Source organism: Streptomyces sp. NPDC057137, from assembly GCF_042670825.1.
In the GTDB taxonomy this organism is placed as follows: domain Bacteria; phylum Actinomycetota; class Actinomycetes; order Streptomycetales; family Streptomycetaceae; genus Streptomyces.
Window position 1 is genome coordinate 1 of sequence record NZ_JBHUUW010000023.1, and the last position, 14,233, is coordinate 14,233.

General features: G+C 70.1%; 14 protein-coding genes. 4 read left to right on the top strand and 10 right to left on the bottom strand.

Translation table 11 applies throughout. The annotated features are described in order from the left end of the window. Nucleotides 1-50 precede the first annotated feature (50 nt). Both greA and ACFT9I_RS19600 read right to left on the bottom strand, forming a co-directional pair. Complete coding sequence (gene greA, locus ACFT9I_RS19595) at nucleotides 51-548, bottom strand: transcription elongation factor GreA (RefSeq protein ID WP_382565822.1); 498 nt, start codon at nucleotides 546-548, stop codon at nucleotides 51-53. Nucleotides 549-765: 217 nt separating this feature from the next. Then, complete coding sequence (locus tag ACFT9I_RS19600; protein WP_382565824.1) at nucleotides 766-1,176, bottom strand: DUF4307 domain-containing protein; 411 nt, start codon at nucleotides 1,174-1,176, stop codon at nucleotides 766-768. Between the two features lie 84 nt (nucleotides 1,177-1,260). Here ACFT9I_RS19600 and mca point away from each other — a divergent pair, with 84 nt between their 5' ends. Further along, entirely contained in the window at nucleotides 1,261-2,142 is an 882-nt protein-coding gene (gene mca / locus ACFT9I_RS19605; RefSeq protein WP_382565826.1) for a mycothiol conjugate amidase Mca, read from the top strand. Then, nucleotides 2,135-2,374, top strand: a complete 240-nt coding sequence (locus ACFT9I_RS19610; protein ID WP_382565828.1) for a hypothetical protein — start codon at nucleotides 2,135-2,137, stop codon at nucleotides 2,372-2,374. The genes mca and ACFT9I_RS19610 overlap by 8 nt, the downstream gene beginning before the upstream one ends. Before the next feature lie 80 nt (nucleotides 2,375-2,454). Here the strand turns inward: ACFT9I_RS19610 and ACFT9I_RS19615 are convergent, their stop codons facing one another. The 3 genes from ACFT9I_RS19615 to ACFT9I_RS19625 all read right to left on the bottom strand — a co-directional run bounded on the left by ACFT9I_RS19615 (nucleotide 2,455) and on the right by ACFT9I_RS19625 (nucleotide 7,630). Then, nucleotides 2,455-3,651 carry an MFS transporter gene (locus ACFT9I_RS19615; RefSeq protein WP_382565830.1) on the bottom strand — a complete coding sequence of 399 codons (1,197 nt, stop codon included), beginning with the start codon at nucleotides 3,649-3,651 and terminating at the stop codon, nucleotides 2,455-2,457. 96 nt (nucleotides 3,652-3,747) lie between these two features. Then, nucleotides 3,748-4,344, bottom strand: a complete 597-nt coding sequence (locus ACFT9I_RS19620; protein WP_382565996.1) for a TetR/AcrR family transcriptional regulator — start codon at nucleotides 4,342-4,344, stop codon at nucleotides 3,748-3,750. A gap of 73 nt (nucleotides 4,345-4,417) precedes the next feature. Then, complete coding sequence (locus tag ACFT9I_RS19625; protein ID WP_382565831.1) at nucleotides 4,418-7,630, bottom strand: tetratricopeptide repeat protein; 3,213 nt, start codon at nucleotides 7,628-7,630, stop codon at nucleotides 4,418-4,420. A gap of 301 nt (nucleotides 7,631-7,931) precedes the next feature. Here ACFT9I_RS19625 and ACFT9I_RS19630 point away from each other — a divergent pair, with 301 nt between their 5' ends. Next, nucleotides 7,932-8,342 (top strand): helix-turn-helix domain-containing protein, encoded by a 411-nt coding sequence (locus tag ACFT9I_RS19630; RefSeq protein ID WP_382565833.1) that lies wholly within the window; start codon nucleotides 7,932-7,934, stop codon nucleotides 8,340-8,342. A 101-nt stretch (nucleotides 8,343-8,443) separates the two neighbouring features. On the opposite strand, the gene ACFT9I_RS19635 is transcribed toward ACFT9I_RS19630, so the two are convergent. The 3 genes from ACFT9I_RS19635 to ACFT9I_RS19645 all read right to left on the bottom strand — a co-directional run bounded on the left by ACFT9I_RS19635 (nucleotide 8,444) and on the right by ACFT9I_RS19645 (nucleotide 10,727). Continuing rightward, entirely contained in the window at nucleotides 8,444-9,055 is a 612-nt protein-coding gene (locus ACFT9I_RS19635) for an ATP-dependent Clp protease proteolytic subunit (protein ID WP_382565835.1), read from the bottom strand. Then, a complete protein-coding gene (locus ACFT9I_RS19640) occupies nucleotides 9,052-9,717 on the bottom strand; it encodes a ClpP family protease (RefSeq protein WP_382565837.1) in 666 nt (221 codons plus the stop codon). Before ACFT9I_RS19640 ends, ACFT9I_RS19635 begins: the two co-directional genes overlap by 4 nt. Nucleotides 9,718-9,848: 131 nt before the next feature. Beyond that, the gene (locus tag ACFT9I_RS19645; protein ID WP_382565839.1) at nucleotides 9,849-10,727 is read right to left on the bottom strand and encodes an SMI1/KNR4 family protein; all 879 of its coding nucleotides are present in this window, start codon (nucleotides 10,725-10,727) and stop codon (nucleotides 9,849-9,851) included. A gap of 209 nt (nucleotides 10,728-10,936) precedes the next feature. Between ACFT9I_RS19645 and ACFT9I_RS19650 the strand changes: the two genes are divergently transcribed. Continuing rightward, nucleotides 10,937-11,461, top strand: a complete 525-nt coding sequence (locus ACFT9I_RS19650) for a hypothetical protein (protein WP_382565997.1) — start codon at nucleotides 10,937-10,939, stop codon at nucleotides 11,459-11,461. Between the two features lie 104 nt (nucleotides 11,462-11,565). Here ACFT9I_RS19650 and ACFT9I_RS19655 read toward each other — a convergent pair whose 3' ends face one another. Both ACFT9I_RS19655 and ACFT9I_RS19660 read right to left on the bottom strand, forming a co-directional pair. After that, nucleotides 11,566-12,900 (bottom strand): UDP-glucose dehydrogenase family protein, encoded by a 1,335-nt coding sequence (locus tag ACFT9I_RS19655; protein WP_382565841.1) that lies wholly within the window; start codon nucleotides 12,898-12,900, stop codon nucleotides 11,566-11,568. 97 nt (nucleotides 12,901-12,997) lie between these two features. Then, the gene (locus ACFT9I_RS19660) at nucleotides 12,998-14,224 is read right to left on the bottom strand and encodes a hypothetical protein (protein ID WP_382565842.1); all 1,227 of its coding nucleotides are present in this window, start codon (nucleotides 14,222-14,224) and stop codon (nucleotides 12,998-13,000) included. Between the last annotated feature and the right edge of the window lie 9 nt (nucleotides 14,225-14,233).

Genomic DNA, 14,233 nt, shown 5'->3' on the forward strand with positions numbered 1-14,233 from the left:
GCTTCGTGCGGCCCGCCCGGCGCTTCGAGGACGGAGAGACCGGGGCCCGCTCAGCCCTGGTACGGCTTGGCGGCCAGGATCTTCACCGAGGCCTTCTTGCCGTTCGGCATCTCGTACTCCGCGTTCTCGCCGACCTTCTTGCCGTTCACACCCGTGCCGAGCGGCGACTGCGGTGAGTACGTCTCGATGTCGCTGCTCGCGTACTCGCGGGAGGCCATGAGGAACGTGAGGGTGTCGTCCTCGTCGCCGTCGAACGCGATCGTCACGACCATGCCCGGCTCGACGATCCCGTTGTCGGCCGGAGCCTCGCCCACCTTGGCGTTCTGCAGGAGCTGGGTCAGCTGGCGCACCCGCAGCTCCTGCTTGCCCTGCTCCTCCTTGGCCGCGTGGTACCCGCCGTTCTCCTTCAGGTCCCCCTCCTCGCGGGCAGCCTCGATCTTCTGGGCGATCTCGACGCGCGCGGCACCAGACAGGTAGTCCAGCTCGGCCTTGAGCTGGTTGTACGACGCCTGGGTGAGCCAGGTGACGTTCTCGCTGGTCTGGGTCACAGGTGCTCCTCGTAGGTACTGGGAATACAAAGCAACGCCCTACTCAGAAGGATGTGCCTTCTCGGGTGGGCGAAACCACGAGCCTAACAATTCCGTGGCGTCAGGGCAGGACGAAAGGCATCAGAATTACATCGCCGCAGGTCAGCGACGTGAACCAGGAGGGAAGCCGGGGAGGGTCAGACCCGGATCAGGCGTGGATCGAGATGGACCACGCTTGTCAGCTGTCGTCGGCCGTACAGCCGACCAGCTCCGCGCTCGTCGCGCTCGCGGTCGTACGGACGGTGACGACCCGGTCGATCCGCGTCTCGGGCCCCTCGAAGCGGACGTCCTTGCGGCCCACCTCGGCGCCGTCCTCGGAGCGCGAACGGAGCGTGCACGTGCCGGCCGCTTCCTTGTCCTTGCGGACCTCGAGATGGACCTCGACGGCGGTGGCCGATACCCGCTTGAATTTGATGAGCTCGCCCGAGACACTCTGGCCTGCCACATAGTCGTAACCGAACCAGCCGACGAGCGCGAGCAGGCCGACGCCGAGCACCGAGCCGACGATCTTGAGCTTGCGGTCCGCACGCTCGTCCGACGAGCGGCCGTAGCGGCCCTCGGGCAGGACCGGTGGGTGTACCGCCGTCATGATCATTCCTCTCCGGAATTTTCCGTCCCTCGATTCCGTCACTATAGAAGCCGCCCGATGCGACAAATCACTGAGGACCGAGTCTTGACTGACCAGCTGCGTTTGATGGCCGTGCACGCCCACCCCGACGACGAGTCGAGCAAGGGCGCGGCCACCATGGCCAAGTACGTATCCGAGGGGGTGGACGTGCTGGTCGTGACCTGCACAGGAGGCGAGCGCGGCTCCATCCTCAACCCCAAGCTCCAGGGGGACACCTATATCGAGGAGCACATCCACGAGGTGCGCAAGAAGGAGATGGACGAGGCTCGGGAGATCCTCGGCATCCGGCAGGCGTGGCTCGGTTACGTGGACTCCGGGCTGCCCGAGGGCGACCCGCTGCCGCCGCTCCCCGAGGGCTGCTTCGCCCTTGAGGACATCGACGAGGCGGCCGGCCGGCTCGTGCGGATGATCCGCGAGCAGCGCCCGCAGGTGATCACGACGTACGACGAGAACGGCGGCTATCCGCACCCCGACCACATCATGACCCACAAGATCTCGATGGTGGCCTTCGAGTCGGCGGCCGACGCCGTGAAGTACCCCGAGGCCGAGTTCGGGCCGGTGTGGCAGCCGCAGAAGCTCTACTTCAACCAGGGCTTCAACCGTCCCCGTACGGTCGCGCTGCACGAGGCCCTGCTGGCGCGCGGTCTGGAGTCCCCGTACGCGGAGTGGCTGGAGCGCTGGAAGGAGTTCGGGCGCGAGGAGCGGACGCTGACCACGCATGTGCCGTGCGCCGACTTCTACGAGATCCGTGACAAGGCGCTCGTGGCGCACGCCACGCAGATCGACCCCGACGGCGGCTGGTTCCGCGTTCCGATGGACATTCAGCGGGAGGTCTGGCCGACGGAGGAGTACGAGCTGGTGAAGTCGCTCGTCGATACCTCCCTCCCCGAGGACGACCTCTTCGCGGGCATCCGCGACAATGCCTGATATGTATGCGACCCAGGCAGTGACGCAGCTCGTCCCGCTCGCGAAGGAGCTGGACGAGAACAAGGTGACGCCCGGCGTGCTCGGCTTCATCGTCTTCGCCGTGATGGCGGGCGCCGTGTGGCTCTTGATGAAGTCGATGAACCGCCACATGGGCAAGGTCGACTTCGAGGAGAAGCCGGCGGACGAGGCGCAGACGCCGGCGGCGTCGGTGGGCGACCGGCAGACGACGTAACCGGCGCGACGTAAGGCGTACGCGCTTCCGCGGCGACACCCGCCTTCGTGCTCCCGCCGGCCGCCCTTCGGGGCGTGTGGTCAGCGGGAGTTTTCGGCTTCCCTGACGAGGGTGGTCCCGGGGGCGGCCACCGGTCGCGCCGGGCGGGCGCGGCGCAGGAGATCCGGCACCAGTGTGAGGATGCCGAGCGCCGCCAGGACCGCGCCGAGCCACAGCGGGCCGCGCAGCCCGTACGCGTCGATGACCGGGCCCCCGGCGGACGTGGCGATGACGATGCCCAGCGTGATGAAGGACGAGTGGACGGTGTTCACCAGCGGCCTGGCATTGCCGGCGCGCTGCACCCGCGTGATCATCGCCGGGTTCATGGTGACGCCGACGAGGCCGATGCCGAGCATGAACAGCACGGCGGCCACGGGCAGTTGGGCCAGCAGCGCGAAGCCGCCGAGGAACGCCAGGTTCAGGGCGAGCCCGGTGAGCAGGACGGTGACCGTGTGCCGGTCGGCGAGCCGCCCCACGACCGTGTTGCCGATGACGGTGGCGGCGCCGTACGCGACGAGCAGCAGCGGTACGGTCCCGGTGCCGAAGCCCGTGATCTCGGTGAGGATCGGGTTGAGATAGCTGAACGCCGCGAAGGTGGCACCGATGATCAGGGTGCTGGTGGCGAAGGCCAGCCACAGCCTGCCGCTGCGGAAGGCGCCCAGTTCCTGACGGAGCCCGGCGGTCTCGGCGCGCTCCAGGCGCGGTATCCCGACGAGTGAGGCGAGCGCGGCGAGCACGGTCAGGACGGTGATGGCCCAGAACGCCGCGCGCCAGCCCAGACGTTCGCCGATGAAGGTGGACAGCGGCAGGCCGAGGAGTGTGCCGAGCATCAGGCCGTTCATGGCGACGGCGATGGCACGGCCGCGGATCTCCGGGCGGGCGAGCTGGACGCAGAGTGAGACGGCGACGCCGAAGAAGGCCTGCGAGGCGATGCCCGTCCCGATGCGGGCGGCCAGCATGACGGCGTACGAGGTGGCGGTGGCGGCCAGTACGTTGCCGGCCAGGAAGATGCCGAACAGCACGAGCAGCGCGGCTTTCTGACGCATCCTCAGCACGGCGACGGTGAGGAAGGGGCCGCCGATCGCCATGCCCGCGGCGAAGGCGGTGATGAGGTAGCCGATCTGCGGGATGGTCGCGTCGAGGCCGTCGGCCATCTGGGGCATCAGTCCGGCGACGACGAATTCGCTGGTGACCATGGCGAAGATGCCCAGGGCCAGGAGGTACACGGTACGAGGCATGAGCCGTCCGTTTCTTGTTTTGGATCGTACGGTACAAAACTTGGGCATGGCTCGGCCCGACGGCCAGGCGGCCGGGCCGGAGCAGTGGGTGGTGGGTCAGTACGTGAGCGCGTCCATCGCGGTGCCGGCGATCGACTCCAGCGTCGGTCGGTCGGCGCCGCCCTGTGCCGACACCCGCATCCCGCCGATCACGGCCACCAGGAAACGGGCGAGCGAGCCCGCGTCCCGCGTGGAGGTGATGTCGCCGGCGCGCTGTCCGTCCTCGATCGTGGCCCGCAGCGAGGCCAGCCGGCGCCCGGTGTCCCGCTCCAGCATCCGGTCCGACTCCTCGTCGCGCCCGGCGAGTTCGACGGTCGTGTTGACGGTGAGGCAGCCCAGGCTGCGGCCGTCCCCGCGGTTCTCGAACTCGGCGTCGACGATCGATGCGAACAACGCGCGCAGACGCTCCGCGGCCGGCCGCTCCGGGTTTTCCAGGATGGCGAGCTGATTCGACGTCGTGGTCTCGATGTAGCGGGCCAGGGCCCGCCGGAACAGGTCCTGTTTGCTGCTGAAGGTGTTGTAGATGCTGCTGCGGCCCAGGCCGGTGACATCGCAGAGGTCCTGGGTCGAGGTGGCCTCGTAGCCGTTCGCCCAGAAGGCGCGCATCGCCGCGTCCAGGGCCCGTTCCTCGTCGAAAGTCCTCGGTCGGGCCATGGTCATGGACCGTAGCATGTTGTGTAACGTACGGTCCATAACCATGGCCATGCCCCCGGCCCGGCCGCGAGGTTCAGGCCCCGACCGCCTCCACCGGTACGCCCATCACCTCGCGCGCGTGCCGGCTCGGCACCATCCCGAGACGCCACGCCTGCCAGCCGTCCTCCAGCGTGACGCCGCGCTCCAGCATCACCGCGAACGTCTCCGCGCACTCCTCCACCTTGCCGTCGCGCGACGGGTGCCGCGCGGCCATCAGCTCGGCCAGCTCCTGCTCCGCCACCACGGACCCGACCTCGACGCCGCCCGCCGAGCCGTACGGCAGCAGCGTGCAGCGCAGGAAGCGGGCCCAGTCGGCGCCGCGCTCGTCGCCGTACGAGGTGAACAGCGCCGTCGCCTCGTCGCACAGGGCCAGCGCCTGGGCCGCCTTGCTGTTGCCCGCGTCGATGATCGCCAGCTCCAGGCAGGTCCAGGCCTCGCCGTGCGCGACGCCGATCCGGCGGAAGTCCGCGCGGGCGTCGACGAGCAACTGCCGCGCGAAGCCCGAGTTGCGGAGATTGCCGGTCTGGGCGGCCCGCTGGTCGCGGGTGACCCGGCCCGAGTGGTGCCGGGCGCAGGCCAGTCCGTACACGTCGCGCATCCGGGAGAACATCGAGCGCGCCCGCTCCAGTTCGCGTACGGCCTGAGCGGCGTCCCCGCACTCCTCCAGCGCCTGGCCCAGGTAGTACAGGGTCCACGCCTCGCCGCGCGCGTCCTCGTTGTCCCGGTGCCGGGCCAGGGCCTGGCGGAACTGGTCGGCCGCCGACTCCGGTTCACCGTCCACCAGCCGGGCGCGGGCCAGCTGGGTCAGCGCCCAGGCCTCCCCACGGCCGTCCCGGGTGCGGCCGTACAGATCCATCGCCTGGCCCAACTCCCGCTCGGCGCGCGGGACATCGCCCAGCCGCAGACAGACCTGGCCGAGCTGGAAGTGCGTCCACGCCTCGCCGTGCAGCGACTCGCCCTCACGGTGCAGGACGAGCGCCGTCGACAGCAGCGCGACCGCCTCGGTGAGATTCGCCCGGTCGCGCTCGACGGCCGCCAGCGCGTGCAGCGTCCAGGCGCGGTCGGCGCCGAGTTCGGCCGGGGCCTGGAGATCGAGCGCCTCGCGCAGCTTCGCCGAGGCCTCGGTGAGATTGCCCTGGTGGTGCAGCGTGATGCCCAGTGAGCAGAGCGCGCGGCCGACGCCCGCGTCGTGGTGCGCCTCGCGGTAGAGGTCGACCACGGACGTCAGGGTCGTCTTGGCCTTGTCCAGCTCGCCGAGCTGCCGGGCCGCGATACCCGTACGCCACTGCACCGAGCGGGCCAGCAGCCCCTGGTCGACCGCCTGCGTCAACTCGCTGATCTCACCGAGCCGGTAGAGGTCCCCGCGCAGCAGGCAGTAGTCGCAGAGCGCGCCCAGCAGGCTCAGCACGGCCGCCTGGTCGACACCCTCCGCGTGCCGCAGTGCGGCGGTGATGAAGCTCGACTCGTCGTCCAGCCAGCGCAGCGCGGCGTCCAGCGAGGAGAAACCGTGCCCGCCGAACTGGTCGGCCCGCGTGGACGTCTTGCCGTCGACCAGCCGGATCACGGAGTCGGCCAGCTCCGAGTAGTTCTGGATCAGCCGCTCCTGCGCGGCCGTACGGTCGGCGGCCTCCTCCTCGTCCAGCAGCCGGGCGAGCGCGAAGTTCCGTACGACGTCGTGGAGCCGGTAGCGGCTCGCGCGTACGTGGTCGATCAGGCCCGCGCGCGACAGCACGGTCAGCAGCCGCCCCGCCTCCTGCTCGTCCGTGGCCAGCAGCGAGGCGGCGGCAGCGGCGCCGAGCGAGGCGCGCCCGGCCAGCGCGAGACGCCGCAGCAGCCTGCGCGCCTGGTCGCTCTGGTCGGTGTAGCGCAGCCACATCGCGCGCTCGGCCGGGTCGACCGGGCCGTACGCCTCCAGGTCCGTGGCCAGTTGCAGCGACGTACGTGAACCGAGCGACGAGCCCGCGATCCGCAGCGCCAGCGGCAGACCGCCGCACAACTCGCCTATCCTGTCGATGGTCTGGGCGTCGTACGGCCCGCCCACCGGCTCCTCGCCGGCGGCCCGCAGCAGCTCCTCGCAGCCGGCGCCGTCCAGCGCCTCCACCGGCAGCTGGTGCACCCACGCCGGGGTGTCGGGCGCCAGCTCGACAGGCTGACGCGTCGTCACCAGCACCAGGCTGTCGGAGCGTTCGGGGATCAGGGTGCGGATCTGCTCCGCGTCGGAGGCGTCGTCGAGCACGATCGTGACCGGCAGACCGGTCAGATGCTGGTGGTACAGCTCGCTCAGCCGCCGTACCTGCTGCTCGGCCGACGACCGCTCACGGAACAGCAGTTGCTCGCGGGGCGCACCGAGCCGGTTCAGCAGATGCAGCAGCGCGTCCCTGGTCGACAGCGGCGCCTCGCCCGCGTCGCCGCCCCGCAGGTCCACGACGCACGCCCCGCGGAACTGGTCCCTGAGCTGGTGCGCCGCCCGCACGGCCAGCGTCGTCCGGCCGGAGCCCGGCGCGCCGTACAGCACGACGACCGTCGGTTTGGTCTCCGTCGACGCGCGGGCCGCGTGCACCCAGCGCGCGATCTGCCCGATCGCCTCGCGGCGGCCCGCGAACGGGCCCTCGGACGACGGGAGATGACCGAAGGACTGCTCAAGGACGCTGCGCCTGCGCGCGGCGGCGCTGCGGTCGGATCCGCGCAACTGCGGTACGACGGTGGGTTTCTTGGTCGTACGCCGGGTCGCCTGCGTCAGGACGCGCTGCTGGTCCAGATACGGGCGGATGCCGCGTACCTCCAGCGCCGTCAGCCACTGAAGCCGCAACTGCTCGACGTCACGCGCCTGCCCCGCCGCCCCGGCACGGCCGGCCGGGCGCCCCGCCGATGCCACCTTGGCGACGCCCGTCGCCGTACCGACGACCGCGACGATCACGCCCGTGCCGACGGCCGTGCCGGTACCGGTGCCGAGTCCGACATCGGCGGCGACGGCGGAGGCGGCGGCAACGCCCGCCACCAGCAGGGGCGTTCGCAGCGCGCCCCCGCCCAACCGCTCGGCCAGGGTCCGCCGTTCGGCGTCGGCCTGGTCGAGCGCCGCCTCGTACAGCGCGTACTCGTCCTTGGCGGACTCCGCGACGGCCTCCAACGCGCCCCGCCCGCGCGCCAGAAGGACATTCCCGTCGATCCGCCCGCCCGAACGCCGCACCTCTTCCTCGACGGCGCGTACCAACAACCTCTCGGCCTCGCCCCGATGGCTGTCCCGCATATGCATCCCCCTCCGAGAGCATCCGGTGCTTCGGCGTGCCCCGCGCCAGTGTGCTGCGTGGGGCGCGCGAGCGCGAGGCGGCCTGCCGGGCCCGCGGCGGCCGATGTCGCCGCTCCGCGCCGGGTGCCTACGCGCGAAACTGATGCGTACGTGTGCCCGTACGTCTTGCCCGCGTGGGGCCTCCGTTACGCCCGCGGCGGAAAGAGCCAGGTCGGGGGTCCGCCGCGTGGCCCGGGGGAGGGGCCGCGGCTTACGCTCGGGACGGCGGGTGCCGGTGCCGTTCCACAGCTACGGAGGAATCATGGGTGAAGGCGTTCTGCGTGCCGTTCCCGGTCCGGGCCCCGGCCGGGACAGCAAGGCCGACGAGCCGCTGATGCGGGATCTCGTGGGGGCCGCGCTGCGGCGGGCGCGGCTGCGGCAGGGGCGGACGCTGCGGGACGTCGCCGACCGGGCGCAGGTCTCGCTGCCGTATCTGTCGGAGATCGAGCGCGGGCGCAAGGAGCCGTCGTCCGAGGTGCTGGCGGCCGTCTGCCGGGCGCTCGGGCTGCAACTCGTGGACCTGGTGGGCGCGTTGCACGTCGACCTCACGTCGAAGACGACGGTGACGGTCTCCGTCACGGCCAGGGCCGCGGCCACGGCGAACTGGGGTCAGCCGCGCCGCGACGCCGGGCGCCGGGGCGGACAGGCCACGCTGACGCTGCTCGCCGCCTGAGACTGCGCGTATGCGTATGCGTATGCGCGTACGCCTACGGTGCGGGGCCCGCACCCCCGTGCCGGGCCCCGCACCGTACGCCGACTTGTCGACCCGCTGGCTCAGCGCCCGCGTTCCGCCAGTTCGCGGGTCGTGATCACGCCGTCCACCAGGCCGTACTCCTTCGCCTGCGCCGCCGTGAAGTACTTGTCCCGGTCGGTGTCCTCCCGCAGCCGCTCCACGCTCTGACCCGTGTGCTGCGCCAGAATGTCCTCGATCTCGGCCCGCGTCCGCAGCACCTCCGCCGCCTGGATCTCCAGGTCCGCCGCCTCGCCCTGCCCCTGGGTGGACGGCTGGTGCAGCAGCACCCGTGAGTGCTGGAGCGCCGTCCGCTTGCCGGGCGCACCCGCCGCGAGGAGTACGGCGGCGGCCGAGCCCGCCTGGCCGAGACAGACGGTCGCGACGTCCGCCCGCACGAACTGCATCGTGTCGTAGATCGCGGTCAGCCCGGTGGCCGCGCCGCCGGGGGAGTTGATGTAGAGGTGGATGTCCATCTCGCTGCTCTCGTGGTCGAGATGGAGCATCTGCGCCATGATCACGTTCGCGACGCCGTCGTCGATCGACGTGCCGAGGAAGATGATCCGCTCGGAGAGCAGCCGGCTGAAGACGTCGTAGGAGCGTTCGCCGTTGGGAGTCCGCTCGACGACCACGGGGACGGTGTACTGCCCGCTCATGCCGCCGCCCCCTTGTCGGTGGCGCCGAAACCGAACCCGAACCCGAAGCCGCCGGCCGCGTCGCCGCCCAGCTCGCCCGCGCTCCGTACGACGCGGTCCACGAACCCGTACTCCTTCGCCTGCTCCGCCGTGAACCACCGGTCCCGCCGCTGGTCGGCCGCGACCGTCTCCAGGCTCTGCCCGCAGTGCTCCGCGATCAGCTTCTGCATGGTCAGCTTGGTGTACGCGAGATTCTCGGCCTGTACGGCGATGTCGGCCGCCGTCCCGCCGATCCCGCCGGACGGCTGGTGCATCATGATCCGCGCGTTCGGCAGGGCGTAGCGCTTGCCGGCCGTCCCCGCGCAGAGCAGGAACTGGCCCATGCTGGCCGCGAAGCCCATCGCCAGCGTGGCGACGTCGTTCGGGATGAACCGCATGGTGTCGTAGATGGCCATCCCGGCGAGGACGGAGCCACCCGGGCTGTTCACGATCAGGACGATGTCGCTCTTGGGGTCCTCCTGCGACAGGAGCAGCAGTTGGGCGCAGATCCGGTTGGCGATCGCGTCGTCCACCTGTTCACCGAGCACCAGGATCCTGCCGTGCTGCAGGCGCCCGGCGATCTGGTCGTCGAACGGCGCCGCGCCGGCCTCCGCCGCCGCGCCCCGTGGAACGGTCGAGAGCATGTCTTCCTCCATCACCCGGCCCCCGACGGCGAGCACTCACCCACCTCGGCCGGTCCCTCCACCCTGCGGACCGGGCGCCGGCGGAAGCGAGGAATTCTGCCGTGCGGAGATCTCCTGCCGGCAGAGCGCCGCTACTCCCAGCCGTCCGGCCGCGGACCGCCGCGGTCCGCCGACGTCGACAGGACCTCGCAGCCCATGCGCCGCGCCGCGTCGAACAGCGCATCCCGTGCACGCCTCCCGTCGCCGGGCGGGTACGCGACCCGGATCTGGTGCCCGTACGCGGTCTCGTAGGTCAGCCGCCAGTCGAGATCCGTCGCGGCGAAGTGATCCTGCCGCGCCTCGTCCCCGTCCTCGTCCCCGTCCTCGTGCCCGTCCTCCTCTTTGTACGAGCCGCGGTCGGCCGTCGGCGCGAGCGCGTCGCGCAGGACGCGCAGCCGCTCGGTGTACGGCAACTCCCCCTCGGACAGCCGGACATGGACATGGACGCGTTCCCGGAACGGATCGAACCAGGGCGTGGGCTCCATCGGCCCGCCGAAGACCGGGGTGTGGATCCGGCCGGTCAGCCACCCGTGCAGGAACGCCACCGCGCCCTGCTCGTGGGCGGAGTGGTACCAGCCCCGGGGATTCCACGCGACCACCGTCCAGCTGTCCGGCTCCCCGGCCGTCAGCCAGCCCAGCCTGTCCCCGTTGTCCGTCCCGGCCCACGGCAGCAGCCCGCCGGGCTCGGGGTAGAAGGAGTACGGGCACCGCTCGGGGTACGCGTCACGGAACGGGCCCTCCTGCTCCAGCAGCCGCCGAGCCATGGGTATCAGCAGGTCGTGCGTGCCGAAGGGGTGCAGGGGCGAGATGAAGTCGGCGAACTGGCCAAGGCCGTAGCGCCCGACAAGAGCCTTGAAGTCGGCGGGCAGTTCACGCTCCAGCGCGGCCTCGACCCGTCCCCAGTCCCCGGCCGCGTCCACGGGCTCGATGGGCGGTGGTATGAGGCGGACCAGGTCGTCGATCGTTGTCATGATCGCGAGTGTAGGGAGAGCCAGGTGTACTTGCCGCTCCGTCTTACGCATCGCGCGTAGATGTGCAATCTTGTCTGCGTGACCGACGGTGCCATCCGCACGAACCTCAATTGACGCCCTGTCAGGGCGAGTTGAGACCTTCGTGCGAATGCGCCCAACCGGCCGTGCTACGCGCGTAGTTGACCTCCCCGTCCCCCACCGAAGAGGAAATTACAGTGAACAAGGCCCTCAGAAGCACCGCGATCGGCGCCGCCGCCCTCGCCCTGGCGTTCTTCTCGTCCCCCGCACTCGCCCAGGCCGCCCCCGCCCCCGCCGACACCAAGGCTCCCGTCGGCGCGCTCGCCAAGCTCAGCCACGGCACCGCCGCGGCCCAGCTCAGCAACGCCGGCATCGGCATCCGCTCCAGCGGCGGCTGTTCGGACCGCAACAACCCGACCTGTACGTCCCTCGACCAGGTCAACTCCGCGACCATCCAGGGCGCGATCACCCTCAAGGGCGCCACCGGCTGCGCGATGACCGTCACGGGCGGCACGGAGACGGGCCACGCCTCGGGCACCTACAGCCACTGGAACGGCTACAAGCTCGACTTCGCCATGTCGAGCTGCCTGACCAACTACATCACCGGCACGTTCACGTCCATCGGCGGCAGCAAGTGGCAGTCGGGCTCCGGGAACGTGTACTACAACGAGGTCAACCACTGGGACGTGACCTACCACAACTGCGGCGGCTGCTGACCACTCCCGCCCCTGACGCACGAAAACCCGCAGGGCGCTCCCTCGCACACGGGGGCGAGGGCGTGCCCTGCGAGGCCCGCGCGGGCGGTGCCCGCGTGGAAGCGTCACTTCTCGGGGCGCTGGACGGGCCGACCGAGCTGCCAGACCTCCCAGCCCGCAGCAACCCAGGCCTCCGGGTCGACGGCACTACGGACATCGACAAGGACCTTGCACCGAACGGCTTCTCCCGCGGACGAGGGGAACTTGGTGTCCTTGGTGAACTGCGGCCACTCGGTGGCCAGTACGACAATGTCGGCTCCCTCAAGGGCCGTCGCCGCGTCATCCGCGTACGTGTAACGCGGCCGCAGGTTCCGGGCGGCATCAGTGGACTCGGGATCGTAGATCACGGCGCGAGCACCGGCATCGTGCAGTCGTCCCGCCAGTCGGAGCGCCGGTGAGTTACGCACATCGCTCGTGCCCGCTTTGAACGATGCCCCCAGGACAGCGATGCGGGCACCGTCGACCGGGCTCCCGAGCGCGCGCTCGACGAGGGCGGTGGCCGCGTCCATTCGGGAGTGATTGACTCCCTCGACAGCCTGGAGCAGGGCGTGGGCGTGCGTGGCACCCAGATCCCCCACTCGCCAGGTGAACGCGCCGGTGTCCTTCGGCAGGCAGCCCCCGCCGTAGCCGATACCGGGCCGCATTCCGCCATGCCCGATCCGGGGGTCGATGCCGAGACCGTATGCGACCGTGCTTACGTCCGCGCCGACGATCTCACATACCTCAGCCATGGCGTTGATGTAGGAGATCTTCGTGGCGAGAAACGCGTTGGCGGCGGACTTCAGTACCTCTGCGGTCGGCGGGTCGGTGACGATCAGTGTCACGTCGTTCCGGGCCAGGATCGGTGCGTAGACCTCCTCGATGGCCTTCTGCGCCCCGGGTGAGGTGAGACCGGCGACGATGCGGTCCGGGTACAGGGTGTCCTCGACGGCGTGACCCTCGCGCAGAAACTCCGGATTCCACACCAGCTCGACACCGTCAGGGGCCTGGGCCGAGACGATCTCTTGGAGCCGGGCGACGGTACCGACCGTGACCGTGGACTTCCCCACGATCGTGCACGGTCGCTTCAGGAGAGATGTCAGCGAACTGACCGAGCGGACAACCTGATCCACGTCGTAGCCGCGCCCGTCCTCGCGAAGCGGCGTACCCACAGCGAGGAAGTGGAGGTCCGCCCACTCGGCGGCTTCCGCCAAATCGCTCGTGAAGCGGAGCCGACCGGTGGGAACGTGCTTGGCCAGCAGTTCGTCGAGCCCCTTCTCGTAGAAGGCGCCACGTCCGCTCTGCAGTACCCGGCAAGTCTCCGGGTTCAGTTCGACTCCGACAACTTCGTGCCCGAGCTCCGCCATGGCAGCGGCGTGAGGAGCGCCGAGATGGCCGCAGCCGATCACCGAAACGCGCATTGCTGTTCTGTCCTTTGATTCGTGGGGCACACCTGTCCGTGCGCGCCACGACGCTACAGCGCCCCGAACTCCGCCTCATCCAGGCGCTGTTACTCGCTCAGACGTTCAAGAGTTCGCGCAGACGCTTAAGGGCCGGAATCGCCTCCTGGCGAACCACGACATCGCCCTCCCGCGCGCCTTCGATGGGGTACTCCTTGAAGACCCCGTTCTCCAGCAGCCCTTCGGGGTCCACGAAGAAGATCTTCATGCCTCTCGCCCGTGCCCGGGCCTGCACTGCTCGCCGGTCGGCATGCAGACCCACGACCAGCAGTGCCTTCGCCTCGCTGAGCAGAGGCACCGGAGGAATCTTCTGGTCGTAGCGGCGGACGAACGCTTCCTCCAGACCTGCCCGTGCCGAGAGTGTGTCGAAGTTGTGCGTGATGACGGGCCCGACCAGGTGCCCGGCGTCGTGCAAAGCCTTCAGCGCCTCGTGTGCGGCAGTGGGCTGGGCTGAGAAGCACGCCGCGAACATCCGCGTCAGTTCCTCCGCCTTGCCGAACGCGTCGAGCAGCATCTCACGCATGAGGGTGTCCGCCCGTGGGCTCAGGGTGAACGCGTGTGACTGCGTAAGGGAGTTGTCGTTCCTCGCGGTCACCCGGTAGACCTCATGGAGGAAATGCAGGGGTGGGATGCCGGCCTCGATCGAGGTTCCGCATCCGACCTCGACCTGGAAGGGGAGGAAGTCGAGCAGTCCCGACAGGTCGTCCGCGATGGTCGGCTCGCCGCGTTTCTCCTTGACCCGCATTCCTCCCGCCAACACGTCCCAGGGCAGGTTCCGCAGGGAGCGGTGTGCCGTGAAGCCCTCCGACGTGATGCACACGTCGAGGGAACGGAACCCCTCCGGAGTGTCCCGGTTCGCGCGTTCATCCTGCGGGTGAACCTCATGCCGCGCGACGGCGACCACCAGGTCGCCCCGGTGCCACACGTCGTACTTCTTGCGCCAGCGTCCCTCGGCGAGCCACCTGTTGATGTCCTCGGTGTACGCGTCGATCTCGGCGACCGGGGCGAGGTGTGAGCAGAAGAGGTAGAGCTCGGACAGCACCAACCGCGGAACCGGGTGGGTGTAGTCCAGGTCGTACGTGTATCGGAAGTGAACGACCCGGCGGCGGCCGGTGCTGTCTTCCTTCCAGCCCGACTGCTCCGCGTTGGAAGGGTCCTGGGTGCGGCGCCAGATGCCTTCCTCGATGGAGCGGGGGCGCTCATGGCGGCTTCCGGCGAAGTGTTCCACCCAGGTGGCCACCTGTTGCTGCGAGAGTTGTTCGATCACGGGGTGGGGCAGGAACACGGTTTCTCC

Bases quoted from the DNA above. Each gene is read 5' to 3' on its own strand.
- ACFT9I_RS19645 (WP_382565839.1), bottom strand. From the start codon at position 10,727: ATGACAACGATCGACGACCTGGTCCGCCTCATACCACCGCCCATCGAG.
- ACFT9I_RS19625 (WP_382565831.1), bottom strand. From the start codon at position 7,630: ATGCGGGACAGCCATCGGGGCGAGGCCGAGAGGTTGTTGGTACGCGCC.
- ACFT9I_RS19655 (WP_382565841.1), bottom strand. From the start codon at position 12,900: ATGCGCGTTTCGGTGATCGGCTGCGGCCATCTCGGCGCTCCTCACGCC.
- ACFT9I_RS19640 (WP_382565837.1), bottom strand. From the start codon at position 9,717: ATGCTCTCGACCGTTCCACGGGGCGCGGCGGCGGAGGCCGGCGCGGCG.
- ACFT9I_RS19635 (WP_382565835.1), bottom strand. From the start codon at position 9,055: ATGAGCGGGCAGTACACCGTCCCCGTGGTCGTCGAGCGGACTCCCAAC.
- ACFT9I_RS19630 (WP_382565833.1), top strand. From the start codon at position 7,932: ATGGGTGAAGGCGTTCTGCGTGCCGTTCCCGGTCCGGGCCCCGGCCGG.
- ACFT9I_RS19615 (WP_382565830.1), bottom strand. From the start codon at position 3,651: ATGCCTCGTACCGTGTACCTCCTGGCCCTGGGCATCTTCGCCATGGTC.
- ACFT9I_RS19620 (WP_382565996.1), bottom strand. From the start codon at position 4,344: ATGGCCCGACCGAGGACTTTCGACGAGGAACGGGCCCTGGACGCGGCG.
- ACFT9I_RS19610 (WP_382565828.1), top strand. From the start codon at position 2,135: ATGCCTGATATGTATGCGACCCAGGCAGTGACGCAGCTCGTCCCGCTC.
- ACFT9I_RS19600 (WP_382565824.1), bottom strand. From the start codon at position 1,176: ATGACGGCGGTACACCCACCGGTCCTGCCCGAGGGCCGCTACGGCCGC.